General features: G+C 55.0%; 22 protein-coding genes. 21 read left to right on the forward strand and 1 reads right to left on the reverse strand.

Going from position 1 to position 18,584, the window contains the following annotated elements; translation table 11 throughout:
• The first annotated feature begins 239 nt into the window (after positions 1 to 239).
• The 13 genes from L0U79_RS08800 to L0U79_RS08860 all read left to right on the forward strand — a co-directional run bounded on the left by L0U79_RS08800 (position 240) and on the right by L0U79_RS08860 (position 10,988).
• Positions 240 to 821, forward strand: a complete 582-nt coding sequence (locus L0U79_RS08800; protein ID WP_233841527.1) for a hypothetical protein — start codon at positions 240 to 242, stop codon at positions 819 to 821.
• Between the two features lie 58 nt (positions 822 to 879).
• Positions 880 to 1,803 (forward strand): M14 family metallocarboxypeptidase, encoded by a 924-nt coding sequence (locus tag L0U79_RS08805; RefSeq protein ID WP_233841534.1) that lies wholly within the window; start codon positions 880 to 882, stop codon positions 1,801 to 1,803.
• A gap of 233 nt (positions 1,804 to 2,036) precedes the next feature.
• Positions 2,037 to 2,810 carry a DoxX family membrane protein gene (locus L0U79_RS08810; protein WP_233841542.1) on the forward strand — a complete coding sequence of 258 codons (774 nt, stop codon included), beginning with the start codon at positions 2,037 to 2,039 and terminating at the stop codon, positions 2,808 to 2,810.
• A 139-nt stretch (positions 2,811 to 2,949) separates the two neighbouring features.
• Positions 2,950 to 3,915 carry an RDD family protein gene (locus L0U79_RS08815; RefSeq protein WP_233841544.1) on the forward strand — a complete coding sequence of 322 codons (966 nt, stop codon included), beginning with the start codon at positions 2,950 to 2,952 and terminating at the stop codon, positions 3,913 to 3,915.
• 108 nt (positions 3,916 to 4,023) lie between these two features.
• Positions 4,024 to 5,538: a M50 family metallopeptidase gene (locus tag L0U79_RS08820; RefSeq protein WP_233841546.1), complete on the forward strand. Its 1,515-nt coding sequence runs from the start codon at positions 4,024 to 4,026 to the stop codon at positions 5,536 to 5,538.
• 79 nt (positions 5,539 to 5,617) lie between these two features.
• Positions 5,618 to 5,857: a hypothetical protein gene (locus L0U79_RS08825; RefSeq protein ID WP_233841553.1), complete on the forward strand. Its 240-nt coding sequence runs from the start codon at positions 5,618 to 5,620 to the stop codon at positions 5,855 to 5,857.
• Positions 5,858 to 5,873: 16 nt separating this feature from the next.
• Positions 5,874 to 6,242 (forward strand): VOC family protein, encoded by a 369-nt coding sequence (locus L0U79_RS08830; RefSeq protein ID WP_233843878.1) that lies wholly within the window; start codon positions 5,874 to 5,876, stop codon positions 6,240 to 6,242.
• Positions 6,243 to 6,359: 117 nt separating this feature from the next.
• Entirely contained in the window at positions 6,360 to 6,605 is a 246-nt protein-coding gene (locus L0U79_RS08835; RefSeq protein WP_233841561.1) for a hypothetical protein, read from the forward strand.
• A 535-nt stretch (positions 6,606 to 7,140) separates the two neighbouring features.
• Entirely contained in the window at positions 7,141 to 7,521 is a 381-nt protein-coding gene (locus tag L0U79_RS08840) for a hypothetical protein (protein WP_233841564.1), read from the forward strand.
• Between the two features lie 152 nt (positions 7,522 to 7,673).
• Positions 7,674 to 8,744: an acyltransferase gene (locus L0U79_RS08845; protein ID WP_233841566.1), complete on the forward strand. Its 1,071-nt coding sequence runs from the start codon at positions 7,674 to 7,676 to the stop codon at positions 8,742 to 8,744.
• Positions 8,745 to 8,883: 139 nt separating this feature from the next.
• Entirely contained in the window at positions 8,884 to 9,369 is a 486-nt protein-coding gene (locus L0U79_RS08850; RefSeq protein WP_233841568.1) for a YcxB family protein, read from the forward strand.
• Positions 9,370 to 9,376: 7 nt separating this feature from the next.
• Positions 9,377 to 10,066 carry an energy transducer TonB gene (locus L0U79_RS08855; RefSeq protein WP_233841570.1) on the forward strand — a complete coding sequence of 230 codons (690 nt, stop codon included), beginning with the start codon at positions 9,377 to 9,379 and terminating at the stop codon, positions 10,064 to 10,066.
• Positions 10,067 to 10,241: 175 nt separating this feature from the next.
• On the forward strand, positions 10,242 to 10,988 hold the full coding sequence (locus L0U79_RS08860) for a hypothetical protein (RefSeq protein WP_233841572.1): 747 nt from the start codon (positions 10,242 to 10,244) through the stop codon (positions 10,986 to 10,988).
• 130 nt (positions 10,989 to 11,118) lie between these two features.
• Here the strand turns inward: L0U79_RS08860 and L0U79_RS08865 are convergent, their stop codons facing one another.
• A complete protein-coding gene (locus L0U79_RS08865) occupies positions 11,119 to 11,814 on the reverse strand; it encodes an alpha/beta hydrolase (protein ID WP_233841579.1) in 696 nt (231 codons plus the stop codon).
• Positions 11,815 to 12,200: 386 nt separating this feature from the next.
• Between L0U79_RS08865 and L0U79_RS08870 the strand changes: the two genes are divergently transcribed.
• The 8 genes from L0U79_RS08870 to L0U79_RS08905 all read left to right on the forward strand — a co-directional run bounded on the left by L0U79_RS08870 (position 12,201) and on the right by L0U79_RS08905 (position 18,221).
• Positions 12,201 to 12,782, forward strand: a complete 582-nt coding sequence (locus tag L0U79_RS08870; protein ID WP_233841581.1) for a histidine phosphatase family protein — start codon at positions 12,201 to 12,203, stop codon at positions 12,780 to 12,782.
• Positions 12,783 to 12,893: 111 nt separating this feature from the next.
• The gene (locus L0U79_RS08875) at positions 12,894 to 13,328 is read left to right on the forward strand and encodes a DUF2178 domain-containing protein (RefSeq protein ID WP_233841583.1); all 435 of its coding nucleotides are present in this window, start codon (positions 12,894 to 12,896) and stop codon (positions 13,326 to 13,328) included.
• A 4-nt stretch (positions 13,329 to 13,332) separates the two neighbouring features.
• A complete protein-coding gene (locus tag L0U79_RS08880; RefSeq protein WP_233843879.1) occupies positions 13,333 to 13,566 on the forward strand; it encodes a helix-turn-helix transcriptional regulator in 234 nt (77 codons plus the stop codon).
• A gap of 92 nt (positions 13,567 to 13,658) precedes the next feature.
• Positions 13,659 to 14,015 (forward strand): hypothetical protein, encoded by a 357-nt coding sequence (locus tag L0U79_RS08885; protein ID WP_233841585.1) that lies wholly within the window; start codon positions 13,659 to 13,661, stop codon positions 14,013 to 14,015.
• A 171-nt stretch (positions 14,016 to 14,186) separates the two neighbouring features.
• Entirely contained in the window at positions 14,187 to 14,588 is a 402-nt protein-coding gene (gene arr, locus L0U79_RS08890) for an NAD(+)--rifampin ADP-ribosyltransferase (protein WP_233841587.1), read from the forward strand.
• 540 nt (positions 14,589 to 15,128) lie between these two features.
• Positions 15,129 to 15,803, forward strand: a complete 675-nt coding sequence (locus L0U79_RS08895) for an OmpA family protein (protein ID WP_233841589.1) — start codon at positions 15,129 to 15,131, stop codon at positions 15,801 to 15,803.
• A gap of 255 nt (positions 15,804 to 16,058) precedes the next feature.
• Positions 16,059 to 16,829 (forward strand): NAD(P)-binding domain-containing protein, encoded by a 771-nt coding sequence (locus L0U79_RS08900; protein WP_233841591.1) that lies wholly within the window; start codon positions 16,059 to 16,061, stop codon positions 16,827 to 16,829.
• 237 nt (positions 16,830 to 17,066) lie between these two features.
• Entirely contained in the window at positions 17,067 to 18,221 is a 1,155-nt protein-coding gene (locus tag L0U79_RS08905; RefSeq protein ID WP_233841593.1) for a hypothetical protein, read from the forward strand.
• Positions 18,222 to 18,584 lie beyond the last annotated feature (363 nt).

An 18,584-nucleotide genomic window follows, 5' to 3' on the forward strand; every position in this document is an offset into this window, starting at 1 on the left:
ACGGACTCTTGGATTGCGTCGTCATGCCGTTTTTCCCCTTATGCGGCGCCCCCGCGCCGTGCACCGAGCATAGCAAGCAAATTGGATCGACATCTCATCCATTCGCGGCGGCAGAACGGGGTGAAATCGTAAGAACGTAGAGAGGAAGCGCGCGGCTCGTATGGATGCGGAAAGGGAGCAGTTTGATATGCTCTTCCGATCAGTAGCGATGGCACTTTCCGGGTTTGGAGACAGTCGGCATGACCAAGCGTACCTACGCTCTGCTAATGGCAACGACGCTGTTAGCCGGATGCGCCTCCGACCCATCCATCAACGTCACGCATCACGTTCCCCATGGATCGACGCTTGGCGTGGTGATGTTCGAGGATTGCCAAATCGCAAAGCAAACCGATTGCGACGGCTCCGGCGCCAATGCGAGCGCCATCTTTGTTCGCGTGCTTTCGGAAAGGCCCGGTCTGCATGCCGTGTCGGTGCCCAGGCCCGTTGGAGCCAAGGCTTCGTACAGTGACGACGCGGCGATCGCGTATGGCAAAGCCAAAGGCTATCGCTACATCGTCAATGGCGAAGTGCAGGATTATTCCCGCACGGGGCATATCGGATTGCGCGCGAATCGCGCGAGTGTTGCCGTACGGGTTCTGAATACCTCGAACGGGTTGACCATCGCTACGTACACATATCAGGAAGATTCGAAAACCCATCTCACATCGACCGATGCGATGTTGGAAGATATGGCCAAGCAATTGGCGGCTTCGATTATCGTTGTGCCGAAAAAAGATCGAGAGGGGAATTTTCTGTTTTATAAAGGAAAGAACTCGGGCTGATAGAATGGCCTAAACGCGATAGCCATTGCCGAAAATTTGGAAAATGCAGGACATAAGCATGAAAAACATCAACGACACGTATCCCATCGGCCACGCAGGGCAGGCCTGGGGTAAGGCAGAAAAAACCGAATGGCTTTCGCGGCAGATTCGTCATCGCAGCTACGAAGACGATGTAATCAGCGCCATTAATCGGCTCCGCGCCCGCTTCGACGTATCGGAATACGGTCGGCTGGATTACGCGCAGGGCAGCTTTCCGTTATTCGCCATTCGCACCAAAGATTGGCGGGACGATCTTCCTGTCATGCTGATCACCGGCGGCGTGCATGGTTATGAAACGAGTGGCGTGCACGGCGCGCTGCGTTTCGCCGAACAGCACGCCGCCGATTATGCCGGGCGCGCCAATGTGCTGATCGCGCCCTGCATCAGTCCGTGGGCCTACGAGCGCATTCAGCGTTGGAATCCTGACGCCATCGATCCGAACCGTTCGTTCGTTGCAAATAGCCCCGCTGGCGAATCGGCGGCGTTGATGCGACTGGTTGCGCCGTTACTCGGTCGTTTCATCATGCATATCGATTTGCACGAAACCACCGATAGCGACGAGTCCGAATTCCGCCCTGCGCTCGCTGCGCGCGATGGCAAGGTTTACGAGCCGGATATCGTGCCGGATGGTTTCTATCTGGTCGACGATTCCGAAAATCCGCAGCCGGCATTCCAGGAAGCTGTATTGACGGCGGTGGAGCAGGTGACGCATATCGCGCTCGCGGATGCGAAAGGCGAGATTATCGGCTCGCCGATGGTTGCCCCGGGCGTGATCGAGTACGCGCTGAAAAAGCTTGGCCTCTGCGCCAGTGTGACCGGTGCGCGATACACCACAACCACCGAGGTTTATCCCGATAGCCCGCGTGCAACGCCAGAGCAATGCATTCAAGCGCAGGTTGCGGCCGCGCGTGCGGCGGTGGATTTTGCGTTAGGTCATATCTAAGCGTCGGACGCCAACCTATATGCTCGTCATTCCAGCGAAAGCTGGAATCCAGCGACTTCAATGCACGAAAGGCACTGGATTCCAGCTTTCGCTGGAATGACGAACAAATCTGAGCAAGCCGTAGGCTTTTTCGCGGTCGCCCCCCAAATTGGCCGCACCAAAACCCCGCCATTTGGCCCCAATATTCCCCAGCAAACCCCATAAACTGAACCAAATCACCGGGGGATCAGCGCATGCGCATAGCAAGCCCAGGCCACGCCGTTTTCGCGGTCACCATGATCGCTCTAGGCATCCAATGCCTGATCACCGGCCACCACGCGGCACTCTGGCAACCGTTGGACCTCAACCCGCCCAGCAACACGTGGCTGCCATATCTGTGCGCGCTTATCACGCTCGGCTGCGGCATCGGTCTGCTTTGGAAGCGCGCCGAAGCGGCGTTAGTTCTGTTTATCTATTTTCTCGCCTGGCTATTGCTATTTCGGGTGCCCGATTTTTTCAACGGCTCGCAAGATCCCTGGTACGGCAGCACTGAATGCGCGGTTTACGTTGCAGCCGCTTGGATTTTGTTCGCATGGTTTTCGACAAGCTGGAAAATCCCGCAATCGCTTCATTTCGTCACCGGCGACACGGGCGAGCGCATTGCGAGAGTCCTCTACGCACTGGCAATGATCTACTTTGGTATCGGCCATTTCCGCTATTTTCAACAGACGGTCGTTTTGGTGCCTTCGTGGTTGCCGTGGCACACGATGTGGGCGGGCTTCACGGGTGCTGCTTATATCGCCGCGGGCATCGCCATGCTCATTGGCGTCTGCGCGCGAATAGCCGCAACGCTCTCCACCGTTCAGATGGCATCGTTCACGCTTTTCGTGTGGGTCCCCATTTTGATTGCCGGCGCCAACGCCTTCCAAAACAGCGAAAGCGTCTGCTCGTGGGTATTAACCGCGAGCGGATGGGTTGTCGCGGATTCGTATGGCGCCATGCCGTGGTTTGCGATAGGTAAGCGTTAATCCTGCTTTTGTGCGTTGCAGAAACTCGGCGCTTCAAAAATACGCTAAACGGTGGGGCGCTTAGCCGAAGAGGCAAAGTGTCGCTTCCCGTTTTTACGCGACTTCCGGCAGAATCCCCGTTACCTAGGGGGAGGGGCACATGGAAGCGTTTCAGGGGGAAGGGCAGACCCACGAGCTGCCGCAGCTGACGTTCGCCAGATTCTGGCCGCGCCTGGGCGCGATATTTGTCGACCTGTTAATCGTCGGCGCCATTGGCTATGTGCTTGGCCTATTTCTATTCGACGCGCTTGCCAGACTTGGCGCGTATGCACGCATTATCGGGTTCATTATCGCGATCTCGTATTTCGGCATACTCAATAGCCGCATCGGCAATGGCCAGACGTTGGCGAAGCGTTGGTTCGGGTTGCGCGTTGTCGATGGGCGCGGTGTATGTATTTCTCTACCGCGGTCATTATTGCGATATACCCTGCTTGGGTTGCCGTTCTTCTTAAATTTCCTGCCCATCGATTTTGAGACTGCGCCGACCTTTGTCGCGACCTTGATTTCGATCATTCTGTTCGGCGGCGTCGCGGGCAATATTTACCTGTTCCTATTCAATCGGCGAACGCGGCAGTGTTTGCATGATCTGTTGCTGGGAACCTATGTCGTCAACGTCAAGCCCGCTGGACTGTGCTTGCCGCCGGTTACGACGTGGCGCGGACATATTGCCGTCGTCTGGTTGATTGCCCTGTTTGCGCTTGTCTCACCAGCGCTAGCGGCGCTGATTGCGGGGCACACAACGTTCCAATCCATTGTGGACGTCGAGCACACGCTCCTTCAGCAGCCCCATGTGCAATATGCAGGATTTGTGGATGGCAAATCGTTCTTCTATTCAAGCCACGGAAGTGAAACCCACAGCTTCTTGCAGGCCGAACTGACGCTGGATGCGCCGATGACGTCGGATTCGGATGTTGCACAAGCAGCGGCCCGCGTCATTCAAACCGCCTATCCTGAAAAATCCAAACATTCCACCATCGTCGTTCGGCTCGTCTACGGCTACAACATGATCATCGCATCGCGCTGGAATTCTCAAACGTATAAGTACGAGCCGGGGGAATTGCCGTAGACATCGGTGAGGGGCTTTTTGCGATGCCAAACCTAGCAGGGCTTATCGCGCCACCATAGTCGTAAAGACAGAAGAAAAGGATTTAGTGCTGGTTTTATTGGAGGAGCAATGAGAGGCGCGCGCATATTTGCATCGACGTACTTGCTGCTGATAGCTCTTTGGTTGCCAAAGAGCATTGCAGCGTGGGCGGCGTACGGTCGAATTGACGCGGCGGAAATATTGACCTCCGACGCCACAATGCCGCACTTCTGGTACGGCTGGTTCGCGAGTTTGATCCTTATGGGGCTGGTCATTGCCTGGTTTCGGCGAGGGTCAGTAAAGTATCCCTTCTTGCAACTTGTTGTTTTGCTTGTGCTGACCGTGGCGTCGCAATTTGCCATCGCGTCCCAGCTGCACTTGCAGGACTCCGACCCCTTGGCATTTGACGCGATCACCATTGTGCTGACTGCGTTTCTCGTCAGTAGCGTAGTGGCGTCTCCTGGCGCTACTCGTAACGGTCGCCACGCGACTCCGGCAGGCGAGGGATTGGTGCAATGGGTCATATATCTGGCGCAAAACCTTTTAATGGGCTTTGGATTTGTCGTTGCGGCGAACTGTCTTACTGGCGTGACGGATGCAATCCATATCCCAGCAATATTCGCCTGGTTTGCGGCGTCCATCCTTTTTGCAATTTGCGTTTTGGTGCACGAAGGAGGCCATTTTCTCGGTGCAAAACTTTCAGGCATGAAAGTTTTACTGATGCGGGTATTGGCTATGGAATGCTATCCACGGCAAGGTCGGTGGCTGGTACGTTGGAAGCCAAACAATCGCAACAATTATTCGGGTCTTGTCTACGCTGCACCCGATCCAGCGCGCTCCTTACGTCGTCAAATGATAATCTTGGTCATCATGGGGCCGACAGCTAACGCAATCGCCTGCGTGTTCTCGTTGCTGATTGCGTTGGTTGTGCACGTGCAAGAACTCGAGGGCGCCGCATCCGCGTTCGCTACAATGAACGGCGTTATGGCGCTAGCCAATATGCTTCCCAGGTCGGGTAAGAGCAGATCCGACGGCGCTTTGCTCCTGCAATGGTGGCGACACAAAGACGATGGAGCCCCAGAGCTTGCGCATATTAGGCTCATTTCTCGCTCAGTCTTCGGCGCCACAGCAGACAAGCTGGAAGAGTCGGATATCGAGTACTTGGAAAGCAAGCCGATGCCGACGCCACTTATTGCGCTGTGGTATCGCTTAAAGGCTGCGCAGAATCGCGCCGATTGGTTTCACGCACAACAAATTGGGGAGAATTTCGAAGCGGCATTGAGCGCTTGGGAAAAGCCAATGCCCGAATTCAACACGCTCATTGCGCAAGTCCGGGCGGAAGTCGCTTTTTCCTCAGCCATGGTAACGAGAAAACACGATCCGTTGAACGAATGTCTATTGACCAACGATCTAAGGCAGTTGTGCCCCGCTTTGTCGCATCGATTTCTGGCGCTGAAAGCTTATCTGAGTGGGGCGGAGCAGGAGGCAAGGCGGTTGCTTCAAATTGCCGCGCATGAAGCAAATCGATCCATCGATCTTGCGCTTTCCAAGAGCGAAGCGATGCTTGGACGCTACGTAACCGAAGAGAGCAAAGAGCCGAGTTGAAGAGGGAGCGTCGAATATCGGTGATTGCCGAAATCCACTGTCGTTCTTGGTCTTTTATGTTGTCCATTAAGGAGGATGCATGCCTGATTACCAGAGAATAATGGTCCTGATTCTCCGTCTCTTGGGAGTCATCTGGTCCGGCGTCCTTGCCATCATGTGGATTCTCTATTGGATCGAGATGGCGGTTGGCTTAGAAGTGCAGCACTACCCGGCACATACTCTCATTGGCGGATTAGCCTATGTATTGCTTGGTTTTCTCGTTGTGTTAGTGGCGAAACCCATGGTGCGGCTGCTTGGCCGTGATCTGGAAAATCAATAGTTCGCTAGGAGAAATCATGTTTGACCACGTGGTATTCGGTGTCACTGACTATGCGGCGAGCAAGGAGTTCTTCCTTAAAGCTCTCGAACCGCTCGGCTTGGAAGTTGTTTCTGAAAAGGAAGGCGGTATCGAGCTCAGCTCGGATGGAAAGGTATCTCTTTGTTTATTGCAAACCAACGAAAAGCCGGCGCATCTCCATTTGGCGTTCGTCGCCGAGAATCGACAGCAAGTCGACGATTTTTATCACGCGGCGCTTAAGGCGGGTGGTCGTGATCACGGCGCGCCCGGGCTGCGTCCGAACTACCACGCCGATTACTACGCGGCGTTCGTTATCGGCCCCGATGGACATAACATCGAAGTGGTTTGCCACAAATCGGACGCTTGATCACCCTGGCGCGATGTAGCTCGCTTGGGGCATTTGAGATTGTGAGCGGTCGCCTAATTGTCAGGCATTTTTAGTAAGGAGATTCAAACAATGACGCCTCGGATGTGGTTTACGCTTGTGTTGCGCTACGCCGCCGTCTCGGAGATTTTTTACGGCCTGCGCGACTTCGTTACGGCTTATAACGTTCATAACGGCAGTTATCCCGTTGCCGCCACGGCCATGGCGTACGTCAATCACGGGGTTGGGAGTTGTGCGGTTGGCCTTGTCGTTCTTTTAGGCGCGGCGCAAATTTCCGCGTTGCTGGTGTCTCCGTTGGCTGCAAAACAGGCCGAACCCGACAATGCTGAGGCTTCAAACGTGTAATGAGCCGCACACGCGGTGAGCGATGGATTTCCGCTTTTTAACCTAACGTTGGTTTACAGGGGGGCGAGGAAATGGATTTAGTAGCGCTGCGAGTTGCCGTCGAATTAGAAATCGAAAACTTCGCCCATAGCACTCAACCTGACGCGTTTGGCGACCCCATGCCGCGTGAGTGGGTAGACGCCCAGCTTACGGAGATGCGCGCCGCATTAGTAACGCCGATCTGGCGCGATATTAGAGTCCAAGATGCGTATGACCAGGTGTACGGAGCTTCGGACCACGAGATTCGACGTTGCGTATTGGTCGCCGATGATGGGGACGGTTACGAGCTTTATTTTGACCCCTCGCAAGCAGGCTACCTGCTCGCCTATTCGGGAAGCCCGCCGGTGACATCGGGTGTAAGGGGGGATGCTGTTGGGTGCTTTATGGCGCGATAGTTTTATGGCGCGGTTTCGGCCCGGTGATTCCCATCGCGGACAACCGAACATGTCGGAAATCATTTTAAGAGTTACGGATAACCGACCGGCTGAGGGGAGCTATGGATAAAAAACAAAATTTGCGGGCGTTCAATCTTGCGCTTAAATGGCTAGCGATCCCCGTGCTTGTTTTCTTTGTGCTTCTTGCGATACCTATCGTTGGAAACCTGCTGGTCATTGAGGGCGCGCATTGGCTTGGTTGCAACACCGCAGAAAACGACATCCATCCATGCCAATTCTTGGAATGGGATATTGGCGAGCTTGTTTCCGGGTACACCGTTGATGCGTTTATCGGAGGCGCCGCCAATCCCCTCATCGCGGCATACGCGTTTTTGGCGTTTATACGAAGTTTTATCGGCGCGATATGGCTATTGCTGTTGGTTAGCGTATTCGCGGCGCGAGAACTTCGGCGCAAAAAATCAATGGCGAAAACGCCGTCGTGACATTGAAGTCTTGTTGAATCGCGAGTCTGACGGAAATCTCGGTTCGAGCGCTGGCGCGCATTGACTGAAGATCGTAGAAATCTAAGTTTGGGATTGACTTCCTGAGGTAATATAGGGAGTTGCAGTGTCAACAAAGGGAAGGAAGGCTAGTGGTGACGTCCAAGCTGAAATGGGTCGATAACGCGCGATTGCTGGCGGTGGTGGGCGTCTTGTCCTTCCATTTTTGGCTGCAGTTTGGCGAGCCGCGGCTGACGCTTTTGGAGATGCTTCGTTCCGCCCACGGCATTCTCTCGATTCCGTTTCAGCTCGGTTGGACGGCCGATTTTCTCTTCTTTGCGATCAGCGGTTTAGGCCTGGGATTGTCTGCGGCCCGCAATCGGAAAGGATGGGGGCGCTTCTTTGTCGATCGCGCCGCCCGGATTTACATCCCTTATTGGACGGCTGTCGTCTTTCTTTTTGCCTACCAGGGTGTGGTTTACTCGATTGGCACCTGGGATCGGCTATTCGTCATACCGACGACGTGGGCGGGGTGGCTGAAAGATATTCTTTTATTGCCCCAAGCCCAGGACACGATGCTGTCGACGCATTTTTGGTTTTTGCCGTCGCTGCTGGTGCTGTATTTGGTTTTTCCTTTTGTCTTCCGGATTATCGACAAATTCGGCGTCGCGGGTTTCATCGTATGTCTAGTCCTGGCGGTCGTGAGCCGCTATTTGAACCTGAATCTGGGTCCATTTCGAATGGCGTACACGTCGTTCGCGTGGAGCGCGTCGTTTGTGATTGGCGCTTACGTGGGCATCATGCTGGCGAAACATCCGGAGAAGACCGACCGTTGGTTGATTCGCACAATCCCACTGGGTGTTCTGTGTCTATTGATCGGAACGTTGCTCGTATCCAACGACAAATATGTCTGGTTGGTTCAACCCCTCATGGGATTTGGAACGCTTAGTGTGGCGGGAGCTCTCGGTCGGCTGCCCTGGCATTTGCCGCGACTTACAGCGATGAGCTTCGAGGTGTACCTGATTCACATGGGATTTGTTGGATGGTATCGCCACTTTTTTGGTTGGGCGATCGATCCAAAGAGTCTGCACTATGTCTTCTTCTTGGTTTCAGTTTTCATTATGGGAGCGGGAGTCCACTGGGTGGTGTCCGCTATCGACGCAAAAGTGAAAGGAAAAAAAGCTCCTGCGCCCGTACAGCCCCTTCCTTTGGCCGTGCAAACCTGAGTGCCTGGATAAGTGATACGAGCGCGGCCTAGGCGGTTCTAATATTCGCCTTGGCGTGTTAGCCGGAAAGCGCGTTTCCGGGCAAAGCGAGCATTTCTTATGTATCGACAGGTCGATTTTGCATGTCTGGGGAAAACAGGTGGACACAAACGATACGACCTATTCCCTTCGTTATAGCTCAAGCCGCATAGAAGTGTGGCGCTGGTACTGGCGCGCGTGGCGTTCCAAATATGGGTGGTGGCACCTGCTCATCGCTGCAGGCATCACATGGGATACGTTGGATTCCCAAGGCGGCGCGTTTCATCTGTCTACGTTTCTGCTTCGATACGTATGGATCTTGCCGACGGTCGTTGTCGTCATGGCAGCGTGGCCACAGATCGCTTTCAAAAGCCAAGAGCGGTTGCTGGATGTCGGGCCCGAGGGCTGGTCAACGCGTATCGGCAAAAAGAGCGGTTCCAGAACCTGGCGCATGGTCGGCTCTATTCGAAGCAACGACGAAGTCATCTGCATTGTCAGCACGACCGGCAACGCATTGCTTATTCCTAAGCGGGCGTTTCAGAGCGGGTTATCGAGGGAAGCGTTTCTCACCGACATACGGCGCTGGCATGGCTCGGCCGCGGGGTGACGAAACAATGTCCGCAAAAGGTGAAATGATTCATCGCGCACGTGTAATGACTAAAGGATTTATGAAGCGAGTATTCGTCGCAGCGTTATGTCTGCTTGCAATGAGCCAGCTCAGCTTTGCGCAGACACAAGCTGCCGCGACCGATCCGGCAGTGATTCACGCGCCTATTGAATATCCCCCGGCCGCCGTTAATGCCGGAGAGCAAGGTACGGTCCTCGTAAAAGTCGAAGTGAATACAGATGGTCGGGCCGTTGGCGCGACTATCGACAAATCCAGCGGGCACGCGGATTTGGACGAGGCGGCGTTGCGAAGCATTTCGCAGTGGTCGTTTTCGCCTGCGACGAAAAACGGCAAACCGGAAGCGCAGTGGATAATCATGCCGGTCGCGTTTCAATTGAAGGAAGATCCGTCCGACGGTCTCGATTTGTTTCAGAATCTGCTCGCTGCGCTTAGCGTCCTTTTGGGTGCTTTGGGCGCGCTGTTCTGGGTGGCGGGCTTCATCTGGTCGATTGTCTTGGCTAAGCGCAAATCCATAGTCTGGCTGTCCGGTATGGTCGCGTTGTGGGCGGTTGTGTATCCGCTGTTCGTAGCGACGAATTGGTCGCTGACCTGGCGAAATCTCATTTGCGTTGGACTCGGCATCGCTCTTATGGGATTGAGTCTCTATCTTTTGCCTTCGCAAATGGTGCCTATTTGATCTAAAGCGTGGCCAGGATTATGGATCGGCTCTTTAAACATGAGCCGCTTTCGTTGAAAGGCCGTTGCTGTCGTATTTGATGGGGTTACGCTGACATCGTTCGCTTGTACTTCGCCGTAGAACTTGGTTGCTTCGTTTGGCGAACTAATCCATTGGACAAGGAAAGGGGCACGTTATGGCGTCGGTCGTTTTACGTATGGGGTTGGTTATCTTGGCATCCGGATGGGTGTCGATGGCTTATGGGCAGGCGACAGCCAGCACATCGGCGACTAAAACACAGGCACATTCTCCGGTCGACGACGATGCACAGGAAAAGCTTTTGCAGCAAGCGATGGAGCAGATCCAAGCGGGCAAGAGTGCCGATGCCATCGACGGTCCGCTTGCACAGATTATTCAAACCTACGAAACGGCCTACGGGCATAGCAAGAAACGAATCTATTGTGCCGAAACGATGACTGAATCGCTGATCTACCTAGGATCCGCCTCAAAAGATCATCAGGAAGCGGAAGTTTTGGCTAAGCCCACGTGGGCGCTTGCTTACTTCCTTCGCGGCTATGCGTATGGCGAACTCGGCGACATGACAAAAGAACAAGCCAGCCTCAATCAAGCGCTCGCGCTCTCACCGTTCAATTCACATTTTCTGTCCGAGCTTGGCAATACCTACCAAACTCAGAAGAACTGGTCGGCCGCCATGGAGACCTATAAGAGCGCAGAAGGCGCCGCCGAGTTTGCGCCACCGGATCAACAAATTCCGCTCCGCTGCCGCTCCTTGCGTGGACAAGGCTTTGTGCTGGTGGAGCTACATAAGCTGGATGACGCGGCTCAAAAGTATCAGGACTGCCTCCGTATAAAGCCAGGAGATCAGACGTCCATTAATGAACTTGGTTATGTGAAAAAGCTGCAGGGCAAAGCAGCGAAGTGATGCTGATCTGATTTAGTTCTTTGATGCACATCACGTTGCAATAGAAAAGCGCCATTCGGCGCTTTTCTTTCTCAAGACAACGTCGCTGCGTTTGGTCGACCACTCAACGAAGTGGTCGACATTTATCGAACTATCTGCCGATAGATGACGCGGCCTCGTCAATCAATGCGGCCACCTTGCCAGGTTGCGACGCAAGGGATGCGTGGCTTGCGTCTAAATTGATGACTTTACGAGCCTTCATCCTTTCGGACATCTTTTTTTGATTTTCAGGATTGATCATCCTGTCGTGATTTGAGATCTGATACCACGACGGTTTGTGCTTCCATGCAGGGTCGGTGATGTTGTCGCCAAATGTGCTGGCGAGTGGAGCCTTTTGAGTGACTGCCATCACCAGGCCTTCATCGGCGGTCAGGTCCTGACAAAAGCTTTCGTGGAACTTCTCCACCTTCAGCCACAAATAGCCGTCGCTATCGGGGGCGAGATTTGGCGCGGCCTCCGGTAATTTCTCTTGCGTTATGCCGCCTGGGCTTTCACCGGTATCGGGAGCGAAAGCCGCGATATAAACCAGGGCGTGGACGTTAGGAAGGTTGCCTGCCTCGCTGATCACTGCGCCACCGTAAGAATGACCAACTAGCACTACCGGGCCGCTAATCTGGCCGATCATTTTGCGCGTACGTTCGGCATCTTCCGCGAGAGACGTGAGAGGTATCTCGGCAGCGTGGATGTCCTTATATCCAAGGCGATTCAATTCAAGGATGACTTTCGCCCAGTGAGCGGCTCCGCCCCAAAAGCCATGCACCAATACGATTGATGGCTTGTTGCTCATAATGTCCTCCAGTGCGCTTAATGCCTAATAACAAACAGCAATGCTGTACGTTTCCCCTGCATTCTTCGAGCGCGTTGCAAAAGCACTTGGGCGGACGGAAAACCTACGTTACATGGAGTAACAACTCTGTTAAAGCCAGCGCCGGTCAGGTGCAAATCGCCGCCGCGGGCGCAGGGCCTTGGGACGGATTTACCGAGATTCCGTATCTCGGCGGCGGTCGTCCGCGTTGGGGCAACTATATCCACCACGCTTTTTTTCAATGGCGCATGTATCGGCTGCGCCGCATGTCAGATGCAGATTATCCGCACGTGTTTTGGGGACAGCACTGGGATCGATAGCGCACAATACGGCTCTTCGTTTTTTTATCGATAGAGTTGATCCGCGCCATGTCGAAACCTACCACGCGTATTTGGCTGATTCGCCATGGCGAAACCGAATGGAGCAAATCCGGCCGACACACCGGAAGTACCGATATCGCGTTGACGGAGCAGGGGCGCAAGCAGGCATCCGCGCTGGCGCCGTTTCTGGCGACGCAGACGTTCGATGTGGTATTGACGAGTCCGATGCAACGCGCCATCGACACGTGCGAGCTCGCGGGCCTTGGCGATCAGGCCGTGATCGAACCCCAATTGCACGAATGGAACTACGGCATCTATGAAGGGCTAACTACGGCGGATATTCGCGCCGAAGCGCCCGATTGGTCGGTGTGGTCGTCGCCCGTTCCCGAAGGCGAGAACGCGGCGCAAATCGGTGCGCGCGCGCAGGCGCTTATCGATCGCTTGCTGAGTGGTGGAGCGAGCAACATCGCATTGTTTTCGCACGCGCATTTTCTGCGCACGCTGGCCGCGGTTTGGACGACGGGGAAACCGTCGCTGGGTGCGCATCTTATGCTCGATACGGCGACAGTCAGCGTGCTTGGCTTCGAGCGCGAAGTCAGGGCCATCGTCAAATGGAATATTCAGCAGTAGGACGTTCTGGCGCCCGGCTTGGCCAGGCGGCCCATGGCTGTTGACTTTGACATGATGTTATGTATAACTAACATCATGTCAGCAAAACATGACTAACTGGAGGGGTGGGCCATGTCACCGATCGAGAAGCGCGCCTGGTTGTCGTTGTGGAGCATGTGTCCGGTCTATTTGATTTATTTCGGTCTGCTGATCGCCGTACCCGATACGTTCGCCAGCATGACGCCGCTGCAACGCATCGGAAGCTTTGCGATTGTCGCCACGCTGCATGCGGTGGTTTATCTCGTCGGTTTCGCGATGTTCAAATACCAGGAGCGCGGTCAGGACTTATTTGCCGACGAACGCGATCACGCGATCGACGCACGCGCAAGCCGCGCCGCGTATTTTCTGATGCTTACTGGGCTGATTATCGTCGGTGTGGTGATGCCGTTCACCGATACCGGTTGGAAACTGGTGAATACGGCGCTTTTCTTTATTGTATGCAGCGAAACGATGCGCTATATCCTGATCGTTCTCGGTTATCGCCGGGCGCCGCAGCATGCCCACTGACACGATGACCAATGAAATACGTCTGCTGCGCTTTCTCGCGCAGGACATGACCCAGGCGGAACTCGGGCAACGTGTCGGTCTAACGCGCCAGACCATCGCGGCGATCGAGCAGGGCCGATATTCTCCGACGCTGGATGTCGCGTTTCGCATCGCGCATGTGTTCGGGAAAAAGATCGACGAAGTGTTTCACTGGACGCCGTCCGGTATGGAAAAGAATTCGGCGTCGTCGCGCTCCTGATCGTCGCTGGGCGGGCATGGCGCAATGTCACAGCGCCGTCCGCCTTCCATCGAAACGCTATAGGATGGGCGCGGACTCATTATTCCCCCTTTATGCGCTACCTTTCCCTGCTGCTTCTCGGCCCTTGGCTTCTGGTTTTGGCGTGGATTTATTGGTCCGTGCTGAAACGCCATCGCGTCGGCTGGCTTCTTAAGCTTTACGACGCCGCGGTTATATTTATTGCGCTCGGCCTCGCTTATGGTAGCGCCATCATCGCATTCGACGATATTGCTATTCAAAACGTCGGGGATTTTGGGCGGGAAAGCGGCGGTATCTGGAAGCAGGTGATGCCTGCGCTTTATGGCTACGGCGCTTTTGCTGCGGTGATGGCGGTGGGAATCGTCGTGCGATGGTTTCTTCGGCGACTCGAAAGCCGATTCATCGCAGCAAAGAAAGGTGGGGAAGGTTGACGCTGATCGCGTCGACATAGCGGTTAGAACCGCTATGAACGTCAAAAATAAAAAAGGCGCATTGCGCCTCCCGTTATCAATATATACAACAGGGTGGGGCTTGCGGAAAGTCCCATGGCATAGTTCAGCATTGCCGGCCTGTCGCGACGACAGAAAAACCGGAGCAGTGCAATGAGCGATTTGCGAACGTATTACCACGGCACAAAGGCTGATCTTCAACGGGGCGATATGATCGAGCCGGGGTTTGCTTCGAATTTTGGCAAACGAAAATTGGCTGCCTTCGTTTATCTGACAGAGACCTTGGACGCCGCGACGTGGGGCGCGGAGTTGGCGATAGGCGAGGGGCGCGGTCGGATATATATCGTAGAACCGACCGGTTTCTTCGAAGACGATCCCAACCTGACGGATAAGAAATATCCTGGAAATCCCACCCTATCGTACCGTTCGCGCAGTCCTCTTCGCATCATCGGTGAAGTCACCGACTGGCAAGGTCACTCGGCTGAACGGCTGAATGCGATGCGCGACGCCGTGGAAAACGCCCGGCGACAAGGTATCGAGGCCATTGAAGATTGATGCGCGTTTGCTCATCAATCATTCGTTCATGTCGAGCGAAACGTGCTCCATACACTTCGTGAAAATGCTGCAGAGCAGGAGTGAGCGAAGTCCATCAGGAAGCGTGGATAGCTGAAAAATGCCTGGATTTACGCCGCTAAGGCAAGTGGGAAATCGCGCGACGCCGCAAAGTCGATTTGAAAAAGCCAAACGCATCCGTCGTGTCCGTTAGACCGTTTTACGCGGTTTTTGTGTGTATCGGGTTCACACTATGGCAACACATAACGCTGCAAAGTCGAGCTCGCTAAGGCTCGCGCCATGGCGTTTGCTGGTGATGTGTTTGAGGTTCATATCGTTTGTTTCACTGCGTATCGATCGCGCGAAAGCGGTCATCGATCTGCGCAAGGCGGCTATAAGAAGACGGCAGATCCCGGATAACGGTCAGATGCTCTGCATGCAGTAGAAGAGAGTCGAATCGATGACATGGATCAATACACGGCAGAAGACCTTTATTCCACCAAGCCGCCGTTTTCATCCGCTTCATCGAGGAGGATTCTTTTCATGCATTCCTATCAACGTATTGCTTATGTGTCGCTGACCGCACTGGCTGTGGCACTGAGCGGATGTAATGGTTACGTCAAGAAGGCCGATTTCGACTCGGCGATTGGTCAGATTAAAGCCGACCAACAGAAGCAGCAGCAGGAAATCGACGGTCTGACGCAACAGATGCAGCAAAAATTCGCTCAGTACGATGCGAAGATTGCTGAGATGAATGGCCGCATTCGTGTCGACACGGTTTCCCACTTCGCCTTCAACGATTCCACGCTGCGCGATCAAGACAAACCCTTGCTGGATGATTTCGCCAAAATCATGTCGAAAAACTATCCGCAAGCCGTGGTAACCGTGGAGGGCTTTACCGATTCCGCGGGCGGTGCGGGTTACAACATGAAGCTCGGGCATAAACGCGCCGATGCCGTGCGCGATTACCTGGTTTCGGCCGGCATGTCGGCGGACCAGCTTCACACCGTGAGCTATGGCAAGGCGTCCAATCGCCAAGTGCTGAAAGGTAAGACGGGCGATGACGGCGAACCCAATCGTCGCGTAAGTCTGGTGGTGGATTTCGCTGGCGCTCAAAGCCAGGCAGCGCCCACGCAGACACCAGCGCAGCCCGATCAACCTGCGCAGCCTGCGGTTCCCAATCAGGGCAGCCAGATGCCTGCTGCGCCGCAGGGATAAGCTTGCATAACGCGTGCGGCATACGGGGCGCGATGATCTCGGCGCCGCATTGCGTGAAATATGCCGCGCCTTGAGTCCGGTTATTCGGTCATTCTATTTGCACGGCGGCACATCAGCTTCTGGCTGATGTGCCGCATGGCTGTGTCTCGCCGCGCCGATAGCCGCCCTGCGCTGCCCAAGCCATTGTCGCTGTCCGCTTAAGCTGGCGCATAATCGACGCCTTGGCGCCCACACGCCCATTAGGAAGCCCACGCGATGCTTGGTGTTGTTGGAGTAGGGGCGATCGGTGCTGCCATCGTTACGGGTTTGAGTGAAGGCAGCGATCCGCCGGAGATTTTGCTTTCGCCACGCAGCGCGCGTGTTGTTTCGAAACTTGCCGCTGCGTATCCGAATGTGCGCATCGCGGACAGTAATCAAGCCGTTGTCGACCGATCAGACGTCGTGCTCTTGTGTGTGCGACCGGCCGATGCGCGCGCGGTGATGTCGGCGCTCCAATTTAGAAATCAAAGCCTGATAAGTGTGATGGCAGGCATTCCGCTTTCATTGCTGCGTGAACTCGCGTCGCCTGCAAAAGATATTGCGCGCGCCATTCCGTTACCGTCCGTTGCGGTTCGCCGCGGTATCACGCCTCTGTTTCCCGCTACCGAATTCGCGCGCCGTCTGTTCGAACGTTTGGGTCCCGTAGTCGAGGCGAGGGATGAAACGACGTTCGATCATTTCTCCGCCGCGACAGCGACGATCGCCGCGCACTTCCTGTATTTGAATCAGATCAGCAATTGGCTCGCAGCGCACGGCGTCGCTCAATCGGAAGCCCAGCATTATGTGTCGGCGATGTTCGCGGAAATCGCTGTTTCGTTGCACGGACATAATTCCGATTTCGAAACGCTGATGCGGGAGCACGCCACGCCGGGCGGCATTAACGAACTTTTTTGCCGGGTTGTGGGCGAAGAGGGCGTTTGGACTGCTGTCGATACCGGCCTGGATCGTGTACGGCAGACGCTTGCGGATAGGCAGCGCGATTTGTAAGCCAAAAGAAGGGTTTTTATCGGCGCGCGTTTGGGCCAATGCGATTCATTTCGAATAGCGGAAATTCAGGACGCATCACGACCCTTCCAATCGAGGGTTAAGGTCTAAAAATCGCGGTAGAAAATACCAAGATGAAGCACGTGTCGACGCCGCGATTTTTTCCCCAGAGCTTCACACCTGTATTCCTAGCATCCCGAAACAGGGGATGTAGTTAGGGGATCACAGAGGTCATTCCGTATGAAAGTAATAAAGCTAGCGCGTCGCGTTAGAGCGACGTTCTCCTTGGTTGTTGCCGGCTTAAGCGTGGCGGCGTTCGCATCCAGCGTCCAAGCAGCCGGACAGGCGCCTGGCGGTTCAATTCTTTATACGCAGACGCACGTGGATACGTCGGACAGTCCCGACGGCACGGCGCTGTATCGCGCATCGACCGCCGGAGGCGCGGCGGCGACGCTGCTGCCGTTGACCGTGGGAACGCTCGATCTTGGCGCGCGCTGGTCTCCGCACGGCGGCGATGTGGTTTTTGAGCGCGTTGCGACGGCGGATTGGTTTACGGAGTCGCAGATCTACACCATGGATCGCAGCGGCGGAAAGCTGAAGCAAATTACGCTGGGCAAGAGCCGTCACCAGCTTCCCGTTTGGGGATCCAGCGGCTGGATTGCTTATATCGACGGCGGCGTTGACACCAACCAGTGCCTGGCGCTCGTAAGGCCCAGCGGCGGCGATCAGCACGTCGTGTTCTGCCCCGGACCGACCGACGCGGTATTCCAGGCGCCGCAGTGGTCGATCGACGGCAGAAAGCTTTTTGTGGAAGTTCATTATTACGGCGTCGTGAGCGTCAATCCGCCTGCGTATTCGGATGTCTACCGCGTCGACGTCGCAAGCGGTAAAGCAACGCGCGTTTCGCATTTGGAAATTGGCGATGTCGCGCATCTGTCGATCTCGCCGGATGGTACGCACGGCGTTTACGCGTGGGATTCCACCTCTGCGATGGAAGTGGTGGACTTCACCACCGGCAAAACCAAGGGTTCCGAATTCGGAAGCTTTTATGGCAGCTCCCCAGTCTGGTCGCGCGATAGCCGTTACGTGGCATTTTCCAACAACGTCAATGTGCCGGGTTCCAGCTACGGTACATTCGGCGCGGTGTTTGTAATGCCGGCCGACGGCAGCGCCGTTCGCCAGATCACCACGCATCCGGTGGCCTTCGAGTACTACTATCCGGTCGCCTGGTCCGACGACGAATCGCACATCCTGCTCGATCGCACGCGTTACATCATCCAGGGACCGCAGGAAGGCGAATATATGTCGGTGCATCTGCTGGATATCGCAACGCAAGGGATTTCCACCGTTACTGCGAACGGCACCGCCGATGAAGGCGCGTGGATGCAGTTGTAGTTCTTTCTATTGCGACAGAAGTATCCATCGGACTGACTGTCCGAGATAACGAAACGGCGCAGCTTGGATTATCCGAGTGCGCCGTTTTCCTTTTATTTTTCAGTGTTGGCGTCCGAGTTTCTGAGTAGAAAGATTCGCGACGCTGACAAATGCCTATCAATGCATTTGAACGCTAATCGTTTTAACTGACACGGCAGCCAATTCGCTTTAATCATGCGGCGCGCCACGCAGGTTGCGTGTTACTAAACCAGGTATGACATCTGGCACTGTATATAGCGTGCTTGCATCGCTACGTTACTAAGCGAGGCTCCGTTTTTTCCCCACGACAATCCATGTGCATTTTATGCGCCCGTCAAATAACGA

This window comes from Dyella sp. 2HG41-7 (assembly GCF_021390675.1).
In the GTDB taxonomy this organism is placed as follows: domain Bacteria; phylum Pseudomonadota; class Gammaproteobacteria; order Xanthomonadales; family Rhodanobacteraceae; genus Dyella_B.